The organism is Methylomonas albis, from assembly GCF_014850955.1.
GTDB lineage: Bacteria > Pseudomonadota > Gammaproteobacteria > Methylococcales > Methylomonadaceae > Methylomonas > Methylomonas albis.
The window spans coordinates 269,284-286,556 of record NZ_JACXSS010000001.1; the positions used below are offsets into that span (position 1 = coordinate 269,284).

The window sequence follows — 17,273 nt, forward strand, 5'->3', positions numbered from 1 at the left end:
AACGGCAACTAGCTGACGATGTGGTCGGACTGCTTGCTTACCTAACTCTTCTCGGCGGTTAAGGCTAATTGGAACACCAACCCCAATAAGGTATTTCGCGACACGCAGTTCTTGGTGCGGGTCGTCCGATGGCGAATCGTCGCAAAACTGGATTCGATCGAGTTAGTCGTCCGGATGTGTATCCAATGCTCGGCGGGAAAGTCGTAAAAAGCCAATAATGATTCACGGTCTTTTGCTAACACGCCCACTGCTTTGGGATACTTGGCTTCAAAATCCCGCAGGAAACCATCGAAAGCTTTGCTCGCCTGGGCTTTGGTTTCCGCCATCCAGATTTCTTTCAGTCCCGCTTTGGCCTTGCCTTGGAGCGAATCGGGTAGCGCCCAACACATTTGCTGTCTTATGCACCCAGCAGCGCTGGTGTTGCGTGGTTGGCCAGGCTTCGTTAAGTGCCGCCCAGAAGCCTAATGCGCCGTCGCCGGTGGCCAGTTTCGGCGCTTCCTGTAAGCCGCGAGCTTGTATATTCTGCAAGACACTCAGCCAAGAAGCCTTCGATTCCCGATAGCCGTCTGACAAGGCCAGCAAGCGCTTTTCCCCTTGTTCGTTGAAGCCGATGATGACCAGTAGGCACAGCCGATCATCTTCGTCGCGCAGGGTTGAATAAATGCCATCCGCCCAGACATACACATAGCGTTCCTGCGATAGATCTCGCCGATTCCAGGCCAGATAATCCTCGGTCCATTGGGCTTTCAGGCGGCTAACCACAGCGGGTGATAAGCCTTTGGCATAGTCACCCAACAGGACCGATAAGGCCGACTGCATGTCGCCGGTTGAAATGCCTCGCAAATACAGCCAGGGTAAGGCGGCTTCCACCAGTTTGGCTTTACGCACATACGGCGGCACCAGCGAAGAGTTGAACTTGATCCCGCCGCCGGAACGATCTCGAACCTTGGGGGCCCCCAGCGTCAGAATAGTTGTCGCCTCAAATTTTTAGACCCCTTTAAATTTGAGACAAAAAATGATCACCCCGAAAAAGCGGTATTCTGACGAGTTCAGAGAGCAAGCCCTGGCGAAAGTCTACAATCGTGGAACACGAACCATTCAAGACATTGCCGACGAATCTAACCTCAGCATACATACCTTAAAAACCTGGATGAGCCAAACAGCACCGACCGATATTCCAAAACCCAATCCGGCCAAACGTCCCCAAGATTGACGCCCCGAAGAACGCTTGCTGGCCCTTCAGGAAAGTCATGGTTTGATCGGTGAAGTGCTGAATGCCTGGTGTCGGGAGCGTGGCGTATTTGCCCATCAACTTATCCAGTGGAAAAGTGATTTCTGCACCGTTACCCGCACTGCTTCAGGACGTGATGACAGCCTGACCTTGCGCAGCCTGAAAGCCGAGAATCAACGCCTGGAACGCGAACTCAACCGTAAGGACAAGGCCCTGGCTGAAGCCGCTGCCTTGCTGATCCTGCAAATACCCACACGGGGCACTAGAAAAGGTCCGGGCGCTGTTGGCGGGCGAGGTCGAATGACATCCCTTCAGCCGCGCCAACACCTGATTGAATCCGTCGCCGAAGCGACCATGGCCGGTGCCCGCCAAGACCAAGCCTGTGCGGTGTTGGGCTTAAGTTCGCGCACCTTGCAGCGCTGGCAAGCCGGTAAAGCCCTGGGCGAAGACCGGCGACCGCTGCGGCAATACACGCCACCGCAGGCGTTGACCGAGGCCGAGCGCACCCACATTTTGACCGTGGTCAATTCCGTTGAATTTGCGGATTGCCCACCCAGCCAGATTGTTCCGCGCCTGGCAGATCAGGGCATTTATCTGGGCTCTGAATCGATGATCTATCGCATTCTAAAAGTCGCCCGGCAACTGAAACACCGCCGCAGTGAACGCCCTAGCCAGCCTCGCACCAAGCCCAAAGCCTTAAGTGCGACGGCACCGAACCAACTTTACAGTTGGGACATTACCTATCTGCCGACCGCCATCAAAGGCCAGTTCTACTATCTCTACCTGTTCCTCGATATTTTCAGTCGCCAGATCGTCGGCAGGCAGGTGTTTGCAGAAGAAAGCAGCCACTACGCCAGCGAGCTGTTGCGGGATATTGTTGGGCGCGAAGGTCTACAACCTGGGCAAGTCATCCTGCATTCCGATAACGGTAGCCACATACCCACAGGGCACAAGTGAAAGGTGCCACCATACTGGCCACACTGCAACAGCTCGGCGTCATGCCCTCGCTGAGTCATCCGGCAGTGAGTAACGACAATCCGTTTTCGGAATCGCTGTTCAAAACCTTGAAATATCGGCCGCCATACCCGTTGAAACCGTTGGCCGATCTGAGCGTCGCTCGTGAATGGGTGGCCGATTTAGTGCATTGGTATTTATGACCTTCAGGATATAACCACGAGCATCGGCATAGTGCTATTGGTTTCGTGACCCCGGCCCAACGCCATACTGGATTGGACGAGGCGCTGTTGAATCAACGCAAAGCGCTTTATGAAGACGCCCGCCGCCAAAACCCTCGGCGCTGGAGCCAAAACACCCGGAACTGGAACAGAGTCCATACCGTGCACTTAAATCCGGATCATGCCGAAACCCAAAACAACTCGCCCCAGGAGGTCGTGAATCCCGACAAAATAGCCGCATAAAATTTTATATTGAGGCGACAACTAGCTTGAAATTTTCCGCTCTCCGGTAAATAGCCATTGCGCACCAAGGTTTGTCGGCCCCGTATATCGGTCACCTTGGCATATTCGCCCAGAAAGGCTTGTAACTCCGCCTCAACGGCCTGCTGGCTCAAGGCTCTAGCGCTCTTCTTCAACAAATCCGTCAAAGCATCGTTAAGTACACTGGCGCTATCCCAGTCTTTTGCATTATCTTTGTTCATGGCGTCTCTGATTTTGCTGGTATTCGATCTCGACAATCGCATTTCAGCAGAGGGCGCCACCTTTTTTCAAGTCGGGCTGTACACCAGATTTAGTTATAACTCGACGCGAACCAAAACACTGCCTGTTGTCGGTAAAAATCTGCTGCACTTTATCGGCAAGTTTTTGATCCTGTTGTTTTTTATCATCATCTTGCGGGGCCTTACACCACGCATAATACGCACTGGTACTTACTTCCATCACTCGACAGAGTACGGTTACAGGATAAGTCTTCTGTTGCGCCTGAATAAATCCGTACTTTACTTGTGCCCTATGGGTATTCGGCTTCTTTCGCAAAGAAGACAGCGGCCTTTTTTAATATCTCGCGCTCCATTCGCAACTGTTCGTTTTCCTTACGCAACCGGGTTAATTCGTCTTGGTTAGCCAGATTTAAACTGGATTTTCGCTGTAGACTCCGGGTTAGAAGGTTTACGTTCTGATCGTACCCAGCGCCCAATGGCACTTAACGATATCCCCAGATGATCGGCGGCTTGCTGCTGGCTGTAGTCTTTCTCCAGAACCAATTTGGCAGCGTCTTGTTTGAATTCCAGGCTGTATTTTGGCCGCTTTTGTTTTTTGTCGTTACTCATGGTTTACCTCTATTAACAGTATAAATTCTGCCTTTAGAAGTGTCCGGATTCATTGAACCATTTCATATTCGGCTGCCACACCAATTCAACACACGTCCCAGTAATAGGGTCGTAGCAGTGGGGTAGATGATTTTGTTCAAATTATCTTGACAAGGATTGGTCAAGTGGTAGACTGCCACGCACCTCAAGGGACCGGGGTGTCTTCAATATGGAGGCTAATAACATGGAAAAACAAAGAACTCCCGATTCGATCGGGGATTTAGATAATCTTTTAGGAGGTAGAAATGGCTGCTACAACTGAATCAGTTAAGGCTGATGCTGCGGAAGCACCGCTTTTAAATCAAAAAAACCTGTGGGCAGGCATTACCCTGTACTTGGTTTTTTATTCTTTCATTCGTTGGTACGAAGGTGTTTATGGCTGGTCAGCTGGCTTAGACTCATTCGCTCCAGAGTTTGAAACATACTGGATGAACATGCTGTATATCGAGATCGTTATCGAAGTACTGTTGTTTGCTGGTATCAATGGCTATATCTGGAAAACTCGTGACCGTAAAGTTATGTCAATCACTCCACGTGAAGAGTTGAGAAGACACTTTACACATTGGACATGGTTGGTTTGCTACGGCTGGGCTATCTACTGGGGTGCTTCTTACTTCACAGAGCAAGACGGTACATGGCACCAAACTATCGTTCGTGATACTGACTTTACTCCAAGTCACATCATCGAGTTTTACCTGTCATACCCAATCTACATCATCACTGGTTCAGCTTCTTTCATGTATGCAAAAACAAGATTGCCTACATACCACGAAGGCCTGCACCTGATGTATCTGATTGCGGTTATCGGTCCATTTATGATCTTGCCAAACGTTGGCTTGAACGAATGGGGTCACACATTCTGGTTTATGGAAGAGTTGTTCGTTGCGCCATTGCATTACGGTTTCGTATTCTTTGGTTGGGCTGCTCTGGCTGTAATGGGTGTTGTGAACACCGAAGTAATGGCAATTGCAAAATTGCTGAAAAAAGATTTGGCTTAATAGCTTATCTTTAAAAGTAAAAATACTATCTCCTTTCCTGTCGCTGCTTTGTTTAAGTGGTGGCAGGATAAAGAGAAGTGAAAAAAATATAATTTTAATTCTTTAGGAGGTAAGCTAATGAGCGCATCTCAATCAGCTGTACGTTCACGTGCGGAAGCGGTACAAGTTTCCCGTACGTTTGACTGGATGATTCTTTTTACACTGTTCACCGCAGTATTGGGTGGCTATCACATTCACTACATGTTGACCGGTGGTGACTGGGATTTTTGGACCGACTGGAAAGATAGACGTCTATGGGTAACCGTAGCTCCTATTGTTTCTATTACCTTCCCTGCTGCTGTTCAAGCTTGCTTGTGGTGGAGATACCGTTTGCCAGTTGGCGCAACATTGTCTGTTGTTGCTCTGATGGTTGGTGAGTGGATTAATCGTTATATGAACTTCTGGGGTTGGACATACTTCCCAGTTAACATTTGCTTCCCATCAAACCTGTTGCCAGGCGCGATTGTTCTTGATGTTATCCTAATGTTGGGTAACAGCATGACTCTGACTGCTGTTGTTGGTGGTTTGGCTTATGGTCTGTTGTTCTATCCAGGTAACTGGCCTGTTATCGCTCCATTGCACGTGCCTGTAGAATATAATGGCATGATGATGACATTGGCTGACTTACAAGGTTACCACTATGTTCGTACCGGTACACCTGAGTACATTCGTATGGTAGAGAAAGGTACATTAAGAACTTTCGGTAAAGACGTTGCTCCTGTATCAGCGTTCTTCTCTGGATTCGTTTCTATCATTATCTATTTCTTGTGGCACTTCTTCGGCAGATGGTTCGCTAAAACCGACTTCATCTCTGACGACGCGTCTTAATTAGAAGAATAGTAAGAAAATGAACCTGGTGGTTCTAGATAATTACCAGAAAGTCTTAATTAAAATTCTCTAGTGATAGAGGAGGAAATATGAAAATAATAAAAGACAAAGTTGCAAAACTGTCCTTTGTCGCACTGTTGGTCGCAATGACTGCAGCGATGTTCTATGCTCCAACAGCATCTGCTCACGGTGAAAAATCACAGGCTGCGTTTATGCGTATGCGGACGATTCACTGGTTTGACCTGAACTGGTCAAAAGAAGAAGTGCCTGTTAATGAAACTATGACAATTGGTGGTAAATTCCTGGTTTTCGCAGGATGGCCAGAAACTGTTGATAAGCCAGAAGTTTCATTCTTGAACGTTGGTATCCCTGGTCCTGTATTTATTCGTGCAGGTTCTTGGATCGGCGGTCAATTGGTTCCACGTTCAGTATCGTTGGAACTGGGTGAAGTTTACGAGTTTAAAGTTTTGTTGAAAGCTCGTCGTCCAGGTGACTGGCACGTTCACGCTATGATGAACGTTCAAGGTGGTGGTCCAATCATCGGTCCAGGTAAATGGGTAACCATTACTGGTTCTATGAGTGAGTTTGTTAACCCAGTTACAACTTTGACTGGTCAAACAATCAACTTGGAAAACTACGCTTTGGATAACGTTTATTTCTGGCACGCAGTATGGTTCGCAATTGCGTTCGCATGGTTGTTGTTCTGGATCAAGCGTCCATTGTTCGTTCCACGTCATATCGCTGTAAGCACAGGCAAAGCAGATTCTTTGATCTCAGCCGGTGACAAAAAAATCGGTATGCTGTTTGCTGTAGGTACATTGGTTATCGTTGCTGCTTCTATGGGCGCTACCAACGAAAAATATCCTGTAACTACTCCTCTGCAAGCTGGTTTGTTGCGTGGTATGAAAACTTATCAAATGCCTGAAGCCACTGTTTCAGTTAAAGTTGATGATGCGACATACCGTGTACCAGGCCGTGCAATGCAAATGACCTTGACCCTGACAAACAATGGCGATTCAGCTGTGCGTTTGGGCGAGTTTAACACTGCAGGCGTACGTTTCTTGGATCCAGCGGTTCATGAAGATGATACTGCTTACCCAGATGATTTGCTGGCTGAAGAAGGTTTGTCTGTTAGCGATAACAGCCCTCTGGCTCCAGGCGAAACACGCACTGTCGAAGTTACTGCTTCTGACGCTGCTTGGGAAGTATATCGTTTAGCTGACTTGATCTACGATCCAGACAGCCGCTTCGCAGGTCTGTTGTTCTTCTGGGATGAAAAAGGTAACCGTCAATTGGTAACAGTTGATGCTCCTCTGATCCCAACTTTCATCTAATACTGAAAGTTTTCTAAGTCGAAATACTTAGGAAGAAACTGAAACCCTCGCTATTGAAAGATAGCGGGGGTTTTTTTTGGTAAATATGCTTTGAAAATGTAGGAAAATTTAGAAAATGAAAAAAATGTTGGTAATCGTAGGGATATTGGTACTAAGTGGTTGTTCAGAAAAAGAAGAATATCAATCCATAGTATTGGAGCAGATGAAGCAGGATAAAGATATTAAGGACTACGGAATCGAGCCAGAAATAATGACAAAGTGCGTCGTTGATACGTCGTCAAACAATATGCCTGGAATAATTTTATTTGATCCTGAAAGACGCAAAGCGTATAAGAATTACGCGAAAATGTTAGATTTGAATAAAACTACAGACCCGCAAAAGACGTTGAATGAATTACGTGAAAGTTTTGGTGATGCAAAGAACCTGGCGGAAGCTCATTCAAACTATGTCGAAAGCGTCGTGGAATGTATGTCTGGATTGGTGACTGGCGGTGAAGAAAAATTAAAAAGCACAAAATAGTTCGCGATAGACATAATTCTCTTCTGAGTAGCGTTAAGGTTTCGTAGTAAAGCATCAACAAATCAGAATTTTCCTCGGTTAGTAAATTGGAAGATTACTTACTAAAGGGGTTGTCGCCATTTTGCAGTCATCGCTTTAAAAATGATTCATTTTGCCGCTTAGAATCGCTGGTAATCTGAATCCCAGCTAGGCATGCCAGTATGCGGTATACAATTCTCACCACCTAGTGAATTATGCTAGCGGACATGACCAACAAGATTGAGTTGAGAAAATGCTAGCTCCTATGCTGACCCATGCAGCAAGCCGCCAAATCAGAATGTCACACAGCCCCAACAGAATACGTGTCAGATTGTAGCGAGCAGTACGCATATTGTTGCAATCAGCCGAAAGCGGGTGTCCGCTACCAAATCCAGCAAAAATCCCTGGCTAGAGTACTCACTCCATGCGGACTAAATCTTGGAGTTTGTTAGAACGTTTATTGAACTATGAAGTCGAAATCCTGTGGTTTTTGAGCCTTTCAGAAGGCTTTTAATCAATAATGAGGGTAGAAAATAATATCTGCATGACACCCCGCGGATCGAGAAAAGGTCCAACTGCATCAGTATCTCTATAGTGAAGAGCAAGATTGCAAAGAGGTCACTATACATGATGCTAATAAAACGCAGTTTTTGAAGTTTATTCGCCTTGGATTGAGCTTTCACTTGGCTACAACGGTAATGCAATAACAGCCGATAAGCATTTTGCTAAAAGTTGATGTAAATTGTTAAGCTACTTAGCTAACATTAACGGTAGGACGACAATCGTGCCAATTATCTTAAAAGTACTTTCTTACAAAGGTTTGCCATTACCCAACGAATTGATAGCCGAATTCGACCCGCAAGGGGGAACGATAGGCAGAAAAGCAGGAAATACTTTAGTGTTGCCTGACGCAGAAAACTTTGTTTCAGGTCATCACGCCGAGATTATTTACCAAGGCGGAGATTATTTGATTAGAGATACAAGTAAAAATGGAACATTCTTATCTCATGCGGCGCTAAATATCAATGACTCGCAAGCTACATTGCTCGATCAGGAAGTATTGCGCATAGGCGAATATGAAGTGATGGTGGAAATATCGCCAAATCAGCCCATTAGTGTAGACAATATATTGCCTTCACCTTTTGATCAATCGTTTTCCAACGATCAGCAGTCAATAATGAGTGAACCTCTGAATTTCTCCATTCCGCTTAACGAAGCAAACTCTCCTTTCGGGGAGCGTCCGCCAGTGTCACCTTTTCATGACAGTTTTACCCCTCCGCAGGTTTTACCCCCGGAGAATGCAGGTAAGGATATCGCCGACTTTTTAAAAGGGTTAGATTCATTGGGTGCCGTGGATGCACCTTCAAATACACCTCCCGTTGTCGAATTCCCAAATTTTCAATCAGTTAATTTATCTGAGGCTATACCGTCAGGTATAGATTCCGATTCCGGTGTAGTGTTGCGCAACACGTCCGGCACCGAACGCGAGCATCACACAACCCCGGTTTTTCGGGAGCTAAAAATCGAGTCAGAACTACCTGTGGCGGGATCTGCGAGTTCGGCGTCAGACGGTGCCTTGCTAATGAAAATGTTTTTGGATGGTGCGGGAATAAAAGATCATGCGTTTCTACCCGAAGAACAATGGCCGGAGGCGATGAAAGCCACAGGGGCATTGTTCCGAAATTTGATCGAAGGGTTGATGGATGTATTACGTGCGCGAGCGGAAATGAAAAGTGAATTTCGAGTTTCTGTCACCACCATCCGGTCTTTTGACAATAACCCGCTAAAATTCAATCCGGACGTGGAAAGTGTTCTCAAACTGATGCTCGCGCCAAATAATCCTGCGTTTATTAATTCAAACGATGCGATTAATGAAGCTTTCAAGGATGTTAAGTTTCATCAACTAGCGATGACAGCGGGTATTCAGGCGGCATTAGGAGAGATTTTACATCGCTTTGATCCCGAGTCTTTTGAAAAAACGTTGGGGGAAGGCATTGTTTTTCAAAAAAAAGCCAAATGTTGGGAGCTTTATTGCGAGAAATATCCGGAATTAAAAGCGGAGGCGATAGAAGGCTTTTTTGGGGAAGAATTCGCTGAAGCTTACGAAAAGCAGATGCGTTTGTTTGCGCGGCGGTAAGGTGTTTGCAGGCTTAGTCGATTGGTAACTCAATTTGCATCGGTCATTGTTCTTAAATAAAAAACGGTATCGAATACAGTATGTCAATTAATAACAGGATTGTTTGGTCGGAGGGCATGTTCCTTAGGCCTCAGCACTTTCAACAACATGATCGTTATCTGGAAAGCCGTATCGATGGTCGTTGTTACGGAATTAGAGCGTACGACTGGGGCTTGTCCTCTCTTAAGCTGGATGAAGGGCAATTGGCGATTGGTAAAATCAGTTTGGTTGCCGCCAGAGGAATTTTCCAGGATGGTACTCCGTTTCACTTGCCTGACGAAGATGAGTTGCCACTACCACTAGATGTGTCTGAAGGCGTCGCCAATGAAGTGGTGTATTTGGCGTTACCGCTACGTCGTCCGGACGCCGTTGAGGTAGACAGCGAGAATAACTCAGATGGTTTGGCGAGGTATCGAGTTATCCATCGGGATGTCAGAGATAACAACGCCGGTTATGACGGCCGCTATCCGGTGCAGATCGGTAGCATTCGGCCAAAGCTTATGCTGGGCAATCAAGAGAGATCAGGCTATCTATGTCTGGGGATTGCCAATATCGTTGAGGTGCGTGCCGACAAAACAGTCGTACTGGATGACAAATACATTCCCGTGGTATTGCAATCGGCAACCAGTAGCATTTTAAATGGTTTCGTCCGCGAACTGCAGGGCTTATTGCATACCAGAGGGGAGGCACTGGCCGCGCGCGTGGCGGGTACTTCGCAAGGTGCCGGCGTGGCGGAGGTTGCAGATTTTATGTTATTGCAAACCATCAATCGTTATGAACCTTTGCTGGCACATTTGGCTGGAAATGCGCTGCTACATCCGGAAACTTTGTTTTCCTTGTGCCTGCAGGTGATGGGAGATTTAGCAACTTTTTATCGCCAAACTAAACGGCCTGCGGTGTTGCCCGAGTATCGGCATGATGACCTGCGTATTTGCTTTATCCCGTTAATTGATGAATTACGACGCTTGCTAAGCATGGTGCTTGAGCAAAATGCGATTCAAATTCCGCTAACCAAGCATAGTCAGGCAGTGTATTACTCAGGCCGTCCGGATGTGAAATTATTGGAACAGGCTATCTACATACTCGCCGCAAATGCGCAAGTATCGTCGGAAATGTTGCGTACGCATTTTCCGCCCCAAGTGAAGATTGGTCCTGTCGAGGAGATCACGCAACTGGTAACAGCAGCTCTGCCGGGTATATCAATTCACCCTTTGCCCGTGGCGCCAAGGCAATTGCCATATCACGCCGGATGCTCTTATTTTGAGCTGGATAAGCAAAGCCCCTATTGGAAGAAAATGATGGATTCCGGCGGCTTTGCGTTTCATATTGGCGGTAATTTTCCGGGATTAGAGTTGGAATTCTGGGCAATAAAAAAAGGGTGATGACATGGTGCAACAAGGACCTTTCGGCGATGATGATAAAACAGTATTACGGCCTTCGCCCGGCGGAAGAATGCCGCAGCAGCCGTCATTCACGCAAATACCGACATCCCCTCCACCTCAGCAGCCGACTTCAAATATCAACATTCCTTCGCTCAGCGTGCTTTCAGGAGCGGATAGCGATTCCTTATTGACCTTATCGGCCGGCATACTTTCCTTGGCGGCTAGACTCAGAGCAACAGTTAGTTACTCCGGGGTTGACGAATTAAAGCAAAAGCTGGCCAAAGAGGTCAGAGAATTTGAAAACCGTGGCTTGAATGCCGGGTTTCAGCAAGAAACGATGCGGATGGCGAGTTATGACTTATGTACCTTTCTGGATGAAATCATCCAAAACACGCCCTGGGGCTCGCAGAGTAATTGGGGCCATCAGAGTTTACTTATCCTTTTTCATAAAGAAGCTTGGGGCGGAGAACGTTTTTTCCAAATACTCGATCATCTGGTAAAACAACCGGCGCAAAACTTAGCGCTTATCGAGCTTTGCTATGTGCTTTTAAGTTTTGGATTCGAAGGTAAATATCGGGTTATGGCCAACGGTGCTAACGAACTGGAAAAACAGCGGCTTGAGCTATACCAGTTGACGCAGCGAGTAAGAGGGGATTTTTCAACTGAACTCTCGCCGCGCTGGCAAGGGCAAAAAAGCGGAAGTAGTTCGTTGATAACGCAAGTGCCTTTATGGGTTTTCGCCAGTGCAGCGGGCGGAGTATTACTGCTTTGCTATCTAAGTTTTGCGTATTTTATTAATTCGGCATCCGATCCGGCCTATCGGGAGTTACTGAAATTGGCCAAGGAACCGGTACAAGTTGCTGCGGCAGCAGCCACGATAACGCCACCCACACCGGTTGTAGCTAACAGATTGGAGCGCTTTAAGCCTTTATTGCGCGATGAAATTTCCCAAAACATGGTCGAGGTGGTCGACGATAGCATCATTCGAGTTCGTAATTCCTTCCCCTCGGGTAGCGATCAGGTCAAGCCGGAATTTCTGCCCATGTTAAAAAAAATCGCCAAGGAACTCGAGAATGAACAAGACTCCATTTTGGTAACAGGGCACACCGACGACAAACCCATCGTGTCGGCCCGCTTTCCGTCGAATTGGCATTTGTCTGCGGCACGCGCTAAAAACGTCTTGGCGATTTTGACTGCATCCGCCCAATTAAAAGGTTCGGTCAGAGCAGAAGGCCGGGCTGACGGCGAGCCTTTGGAACCCAATGATACTCCTGAACATCGCGCCTTAAATCGGCGCGTTGACATCTTGATAAAGTGAGAATACCGCGTGGAACGGATAATCAGTTTTTTTAAAACAAAGTGGGTGCTTGAGCTGATCGGTATCGTGGTTCTGTCGGTATTGATTTGGTTTATAGGGCCTTTAATCGCGATTGCCGGCAGTGTGCCGTTGGAGTCTGATCTTAGTCGGATAATTACGATAGGCGTAATAGTCGGGTGTTGGTTGCTTTACAGGTTGATCGCTTGGTTGTTGTCGCGTAAGCGCGAGCAGCGCCTGATGGCCGATTTGGCCAGCGGTGCTGACGCAAACGATGCGCAAACAGCCTCGGCGACCGAGCTGGATGTGCTGAATCGCGGTTTCGAAGAGGCCTTGGCTTTACTGAAAACCACCAGTTCTAAACAAAGCGGTCGGAAGCAATATCTTTACGAATTGCCTTGGTATGCGATTATCGGTGCGCCGGGATCCGGCAAAACCACCGCCTTAATCAATTCCGGATTGCATTTCCCCTTGGCAGAGCGCTTGGGCAAGCATGCGGTAAAAGGTGTCAGCGGTACGCGGGATTGCGATTGGTGGTTTGCTGACGAAGCGGTGTTATTAGATACAGCCGGTCGCTATACCACGCAAGATAGTCATCAGGAAGTGGATGCCTCGGCCTGGCATGGATTCCTGCAGTTGCTAAAAAAGTACCGACCACGCCGGCCGCTGAACGGTGTGTTTGTGGCATTGAGCGTCAGCGATTTGATACAGCAGACCGAGGAAGAGTTGCGCCAGCATGCGGCGGCAATTCGGCGGCGGATTACCGAGCTCAATGCGCAATTGGGTGTGCAACTGCCGGTGTATGTATTGTTCACCAAAATCGATCTCGTGGCAGGATTTAGCGATTTCTTCGCCAATTTAACCGAAGACGAGCGCAGCCAGGTGTGGGGCGAGACGTTTATCCGTGCGGACAACGATAAAGAAGATCTGGCCGCCCATTTATTGCAATTCGAGAAAGCCTATGACGAATTGACCGAGAGGTTGGTGCAACGCCGTTTGAAGCGTATCCAGGAAGAACGGGATGTGCAGCGTCGTACCGCTATTTTCGATTTTCCTCAACAAATAATGCTGTTCAAATCGGTGGCAACCGGCTTTCTGGAAGCCGCATTTTCCACTAATCGCTACGAAGAGCCTTTCCTGCTACGCGGCGTGTATTTCAGCAGCGGCACCCAAGAAGGTACGCCGATAGATCGGGTGATGGCGGCGTTGGCCTCGAGTTTTAGATTGGAAAGGCAAGTCACGCCCTTAATGAGCGGGCGCGGCAAAAGCTATTTTCTGACTAAGCTCCTAAAACAAGTGGTGTTTCCCGAAGCCGAATTGGTGGGTGTGAATCCAAAGGTCGAGCGGCGTTTTCGCTTGATGAATTTAGTCGGTTTTGCTGCCACCTTTGCGATTGTCGCTATCGCGGTGGTGGTTTGGATGGTCAGTTTTACCACCAATAAGCTGGCGATTGCCGATGTCGAAAAGCAGGTAGAAATTTACCGAGCCAGTAATCTTGTGCCCAGCGATTCGCGCTCCGGTTTTTTGGCCTTATTGCCCAAGCTTAATGCCTTGCAAGCAGCCAAGGACGTGTATGCTCAAACCGGGTGGAGTAGTGGCTTTGGTTTATATCAAGGCGATAAAATTGATTCTGCCATAGATATTTCCTATCAACGTTTGCTTCGCGAAAATTTTCAGGCCTTGATTACGCTACGATTGAAAGAGCGTATGCAAAGCGATGAAGGCAAAAACCTGGATGTGCTCTATCAATTGTTGCGAGTCTATCTGATGTTTGGCGAGCCAAAACGGATGGACGCCAAGGTTGCTCAACCCTGGGTTAAATTGGACTGGGAACAAATGTTTGCTACCGATCCGGAGACACAAGCTAAATTGCAGTCGCATCTGGATAACTTGCTGGCCTTGAGCTTGGATCCGGCTACTCTAGATAGCAGTTTTGTCGACGCGGTGCGGAATAAATTAACGCAAATCCCTTTGGTCAATCAACTTTATAGTCGCTTCAAGAGCGAGGCGCTGTTTGATCGTAGCCACGACATTTCTGTCGCCGGGCAATTAGCGCCCAATGGCGGCCGAGTGTTTACAGCGACCGGCAAGGAGCTGGATACGCTAGTGGTACCCGGTCTGTTTAGCAATTACGGTTATACCGAGCTGTTTCTGAAAAAAGGCATGGTTTACGTCAAGGAAGCCAGTGAACAGAATTGGGTGCTTGGAGTAACGGGTGCGAGTACACCTATCGAAATTGATCGTTTATACGGCGATTTCAAACGCTTGTATTTGGGGGATTATCAAAAGACTTGGGATGGCGTCCTGACGGCGGTTAAATTCCGTCCGCAACCTAACAATAATCAGCTGGTAGATACCTTGGATCTGCTGTCGCGCCCCGATTCGCCGTTGAAGCTGTTGTTGGAGCTGGTTGAAAAAAATACCGCGTTAAGCAAACTCTCATCTGAATTGGCCGATGCCTTGGCAAAATCCACCGGTGGCGCGTTGGCCGTTCCCGAGGCGGCTACCCAAAAACTGCTGGCAATGGCTAAGCAAAGCGAGGGAGGTGTTGATCCGGTTAAGGCATTGGAGGCTTACTTCGAACCTTACAACATGCAAGTGCGAGGCGCAGCCGATAGGCCTGCTCCCATCACTGCAACATTAGCGAGTATCAAAAATCTGCACGATTATTTGATGCAGATTGGCTCGGCACCGAATAGCGGCGGTCAAGCCTTGTCGACTGAGGCCGCGCGGTTTTCCGGAGGCGGCGTTGACCCGCTACAAGCGGCCAAAATGGAGTTTGCCCGCTTGCCTGGCCCGGTTGCGGCCTCCCTGAACGCCCTGACCAGCACGGGAGGACAGCAAATCAAAACCGGTGCGAAAGGACAACTCAACGAAATGCTGAAAACAGCCGTGACCATGCCCTGCAAAGGTGCTTTGGCCGGACGTTATCCGTTTGCAAAAAATACCCAGCAGGATGTGTTGATGGCTGATTTCGGCAAAGTCTTTGCGGCTAACGGTATTGTCGATCAATTTTTTAACACTAATCTCAAGGCATTTGTCGATACTGCAGCGGTGCAATGGCAGGAGCTCAGCTCCGATAAGGCGTTGGGTTTGTCGGCTGCCAGTATTCGGCAGTTCCAAATTGCCTCGAAAATTCGCGATGCGTTTTTCCCCGCCGGCGGCGCAGTGCCTCAAGTGCAATTCGAGTTAAAACCGGTGGCGTTGGACGATAAGGTCGCCACCTTCCGATTAAACGTCGAAGGCCAGGAATTGGTGTATCGCCATGGCCCAGAGCAGCTAAGCAAGTTTCAGTGGCCCGGCACCAATAACAGTGCTGGCGTCAGAGTAGTATTTGAAGCGTTGGACGGCAAACAAGTCAGTAAATCCAAGGAAGGTGCCTGGGCGTTATTCAGAATGTTCGACGAGTTCAATATCCAGCCTACCGGCTTGCCGGACCGCTTCAACTTGACCGTGCAACTGGAAGGCTATACCGCCAAATTCGAGTTGCGCGCGGCTAGCGTCAATAACCCATTTGGTATCAGCGAATATCAAAGTTTCCGTTGTCCGGAGTCTTTATGAGTGCTGTGGACGGGCTCAGCGTTGGTTTTTTTGGGAAAGTGCCGGGCTTGGGCGATTTTGTGAGTCGGCGCTTGCCCAGGCATTTTATCGAGCCATGGGACCAGTGGTTACAGGCGTCTATGCGTTCGAGTCAGGAAACCCTAGGCGATACCTGGCTCTCGCTGTTTTTGGTTAGTCCGATTTGGCGTTTTGCGCTAAGCCCCGGTGTATGCGGTACCAGTGCCTGGGCCGGTGTCATGATGCCTAGCGTCGATAGAGTCGGTCGCTATTATCCGCTGACCCTGGCCCAAGCGGTCACTGCGGAATCTTTGCTGCCGTTATTTTCGTCCGAATCGGAATGGTTCGCGCACTTGGAAGATGCAGCGCTGTCGGTGTTGAACGAATCTTGTGACCTGGATCGGTTCGATAAAGGCTTAATAGACATCGGTTCGGCTGACTCTATGACGTTGCAACGATTCCAAGTCGATTGCAACGGCGGGGGGCGTGCGTCCAACGGTAAGCTCGCATTTCGTTTTGACTTAGAGAGCTTGGATCAGACGGATGCACTGTTTCCGCGCTTGAGCCAAAGTCTGATTGAACGCTTTATGCCCGGTTACAGTATTTGGGCGAGCGAAGGCGGCCAGGCGAATCAACCCAATTTGCTGTTTTGCGAAGGCCTACCGCCCATCGACGCTTATGCCGGTTTTTTGCAGGGTATGCCGCAGGTCGGCAGATCCTGGCATGTGCAGAGTTATAAGCAAATTCAAAGTGTTAAAAAGGCTGAGTGCGTGCCAAGTCCACCCGAGGTAGATGCTATGGCGCCCCAAGATTTATCGATGCCTAATTCCTCAGCATGGACTTCATACGGGGTCACAGTGGTCGGTAATAAGCGCAAACACAATGAGGATGCGCTGCTCGATTGTCCGTCACACGGCTTATGGGTGGTTGCGGACGGAATGGGCGGGCATCAGTCCGGCGACGTTGCCAGTCGCTTGGTGGTGGATTCCTTATCGACGCTGGAGTTTGCCGAAAACCTGAATAGTCAGGTCGAAGCCGTATCCCGCAAATTGCATAAGATCAACGAAGAGCTTTGCCGGTTTGCTACGGGCATTCAGCAAGGCAGTATTGTTGGTACCACGGTAGTGGCCTTGTTGGCTAAAGCGGCCGAGTGCGCAGCGATTTGGGCTGGCGATAGTCGCTTATATCAATTACGCCAAGGCGCGTTTACGCAGATCACGCGCGACCATACCTTGATCGACGAATTGATGGATTCCGGGGTGATGAGCCGGGAAGTTGCCGCACAGCAAGTCGGGGCGAATGTGATTACGCGCGCGGTTGGTGGGCAATTGACGCTAGCATTGGATGAGGTTCGTTTTCAAGCGGCCAGCGGAGATCGTTATCTCTTGTGTAGCGATGGTTTGGATAAAGAGTTGTCGGAAAGCGAGATTGCGGAGTTGATGGCCGCAGGCGATTGCCAGTCAGCCGCCGAAGCGTTGATCAATCAGGCTTTGAGCAGAAGTGGTAGAGATAACATTACTGTTTTAATCGCTGAATATAATAGTTGAGATT

General features: G+C 48.5%; 14 protein-coding genes and 2 pseudogenes. 12 read left to right on the forward strand and 4 right to left on the reverse strand.

Annotated elements, in window-relative coordinates; translation table 11 throughout:
- Nucleotides 1-47 precede the first annotated feature (47 nt).
- Nucleotides 48-951, reverse strand: a pseudogene (locus EBA_RS01200) (IS256 family transposase); the annotation flags it as partial.
- Nucleotides 952-1,015: 64 nt separating this feature from the next.
- Between EBA_RS01200 and EBA_RS01205 the strand changes: the two are divergent.
- The 3 genes from EBA_RS01205 to EBA_RS01215 are packed head-to-tail and all read left to right on the forward strand — an operon-like array spanning nucleotide 1,016 to nucleotide 2,388.
- Nucleotides 1,016-1,213: a transposase gene (locus EBA_RS01205; protein WP_225615823.1), complete on the forward strand. Its 198-nt coding sequence runs from the start codon at nucleotides 1,016-1,018 to the stop codon at nucleotides 1,211-1,213.
- 15 nt (nucleotides 1,214-1,228) lie between these two features.
- Nucleotides 1,229-2,188, forward strand: a complete 960-nt coding sequence (locus EBA_RS01210) for a DDE-type integrase/transposase/recombinase (protein ID WP_225615826.1) — start codon at nucleotides 1,229-1,231, stop codon at nucleotides 2,186-2,188.
- Complete coding sequence (locus tag EBA_RS01215; RefSeq protein WP_192372468.1) at nucleotides 2,185-2,388, forward strand: hypothetical protein; 204 nt, start codon at nucleotides 2,185-2,187, stop codon at nucleotides 2,386-2,388. Before EBA_RS01210 ends, EBA_RS01215 begins: the two co-directional genes overlap by 4 nt.
- 302 nt (nucleotides 2,389-2,690) lie before the next feature.
- On the opposite strand, the pseudogene EBA_RS01220 reads toward EBA_RS01215, so the two are convergent.
- The 3 genes and pseudogenes from EBA_RS01220 to EBA_RS01230 all read right to left on the reverse strand — a co-directional run.
- Nucleotides 2,691-2,888 (reverse strand): annotated as a pseudogene (locus EBA_RS01220) (IS256 family transposase); the annotation flags it as partial.
- Nucleotides 2,889-2,931: 43 nt separating this feature from the next.
- Entirely contained in the window at nucleotides 2,932-3,126 is a 195-nt protein-coding gene (locus EBA_RS01225) for a hypothetical protein (protein ID WP_192372472.1), read from the reverse strand.
- Nucleotides 3,127-3,305: 179 nt separating this feature from the next.
- A complete protein-coding gene (locus tag EBA_RS01230) occupies nucleotides 3,306-3,515 on the reverse strand; it encodes a transposase (protein WP_192372474.1) in 210 nt (69 codons plus the stop codon).
- Nucleotides 3,516-3,799: 284 nt separating this feature from the next.
- On the opposite strand from EBA_RS01230, the gene amoC reads away from it, so the two are divergent.
- The 9 genes from amoC (at nucleotide 3,800) to tagF (ending at nucleotide 17,269) form a co-directional block, all read left to right on the forward strand.
- Entirely contained in the window at nucleotides 3,800-4,552 is a 753-nt protein-coding gene (amoC, locus tag EBA_RS01235) for a bacterial ammonia monooxygenase, subunit AmoC (RefSeq protein WP_192372476.1), read from the forward strand.
- Between the two features lie 117 nt (nucleotides 4,553-4,669).
- Nucleotides 4,670-5,419: a bacterial ammonia monooxygenase, subunit AmoA gene (gene amoA, locus EBA_RS01240; protein WP_192372478.1), complete on the forward strand. Its 750-nt coding sequence runs from the start codon at nucleotides 4,670-4,672 to the stop codon at nucleotides 5,417-5,419.
- A gap of 89 nt (nucleotides 5,420-5,508) precedes the next feature.
- On the forward strand, nucleotides 5,509-6,753 hold the full coding sequence (gene amoB, locus EBA_RS01245; protein WP_192372480.1) for a bacterial ammonia monooxygenase, subunit AmoB: 1,245 nt from the start codon (nucleotides 5,509-5,511) through the stop codon (nucleotides 6,751-6,753).
- Between the two features lie 115 nt (nucleotides 6,754-6,868).
- The gene (locus EBA_RS01250; RefSeq protein ID WP_192372482.1) at nucleotides 6,869-7,273 is read left to right on the forward strand and encodes a hypothetical protein; all 405 of its coding nucleotides are present in this window, start codon (nucleotides 6,869-6,871) and stop codon (nucleotides 7,271-7,273) included.
- Nucleotides 7,274-8,075: 802 nt separating this feature from the next.
- Nucleotides 8,076-9,428, forward strand: coding sequence for a type VI secretion system-associated FHA domain protein TagH (gene tagH / locus EBA_RS01255; RefSeq protein ID WP_192372485.1), 1,353 nt, complete (start codon nucleotides 8,076-8,078; stop codon nucleotides 9,426-9,428).
- Between the two features lie 80 nt (nucleotides 9,429-9,508).
- The gene (tssK, locus tag EBA_RS01260; protein ID WP_192372487.1) at nucleotides 9,509-10,849 is read left to right on the forward strand and encodes a type VI secretion system baseplate subunit TssK; all 1,341 of its coding nucleotides are present in this window, start codon (nucleotides 9,509-9,511) and stop codon (nucleotides 10,847-10,849) included.
- A 4-nt stretch (nucleotides 10,850-10,853) separates the two neighbouring features.
- Complete coding sequence (icmH, locus tag EBA_RS01265) at nucleotides 10,854-12,167, forward strand: type IVB secretion system protein IcmH/DotU (protein ID WP_192372489.1); 1,314 nt, start codon at nucleotides 10,854-10,856, stop codon at nucleotides 12,165-12,167.
- Between the two features lie 9 nt (nucleotides 12,168-12,176).
- On the forward strand, nucleotides 12,177-15,725 hold the full coding sequence (gene tssM / locus EBA_RS01270) for a type VI secretion system membrane subunit TssM (protein ID WP_192372491.1): 3,549 nt from the start codon (nucleotides 12,177-12,179) through the stop codon (nucleotides 15,723-15,725).
- Entirely contained in the window at nucleotides 15,722-17,269 is a 1,548-nt protein-coding gene (gene tagF / locus EBA_RS01275; protein ID WP_192372494.1) for a type VI secretion system-associated protein TagF, read from the forward strand. The genes tssM and tagF overlap by 4 nt, the downstream gene beginning before the upstream one ends.
- The last annotated feature ends 4 nt before the right edge of the window (nucleotides 17,270-17,273 follow it).

What these genes read in the sequence shown, in the direction of transcription:
- EBA_RS01205 (WP_225615823.1), top strand. Translation starts at nt 1,016, where the DNA reads ATGATCACCCCGAAAAAGCGGTATTCTGACGAGTTCAGAGAGCAAGCC.
- EBA_RS01225 (WP_192372472.1), bottom strand. Translation starts at nt 3,126, where the DNA reads ATGGAAGTAAGTACCAGTGCGTATTATGCGTGGTGTAAGGCCCCGCAA.
- EBA_RS01230 (WP_192372474.1), bottom strand. Translation starts at nt 3,515, where the DNA reads ATGAGTAACGACAAAAAACAAAAGCGGCCAAAATACAGCCTGGAATTC.
- amoC (WP_192372476.1), top strand. Translation starts at nt 3,800, where the DNA reads ATGGCTGCTACAACTGAATCAGTTAAGGCTGATGCTGCGGAAGCACCG.
- amoA (WP_192372478.1), top strand. Translation starts at nt 4,670, where the DNA reads ATGAGCGCATCTCAATCAGCTGTACGTTCACGTGCGGAAGCGGTACAA.
- amoB (WP_192372480.1), top strand. Translation starts at nt 5,509, where the DNA reads ATGAAAATAATAAAAGACAAAGTTGCAAAACTGTCCTTTGTCGCACTG.
- EBA_RS01250 (WP_192372482.1), top strand. Translation starts at nt 6,869, where the DNA reads ATGAAAAAAATGTTGGTAATCGTAGGGATATTGGTACTAAGTGGTTGT.
- tssK (WP_192372487.1), top strand. Translation starts at nt 9,509, where the DNA reads ATGTCAATTAATAACAGGATTGTTTGGTCGGAGGGCATGTTCCTTAGG.
- icmH (WP_192372489.1), top strand. Translation starts at nt 10,854, where the DNA reads ATGGTGCAACAAGGACCTTTCGGCGATGATGATAAAACAGTATTACGG.
- tagF (WP_192372494.1), top strand. Translation starts at nt 15,722, where the DNA reads ATGAGTGCTGTGGACGGGCTCAGCGTTGGTTTTTTTGGGAAAGTGCCG.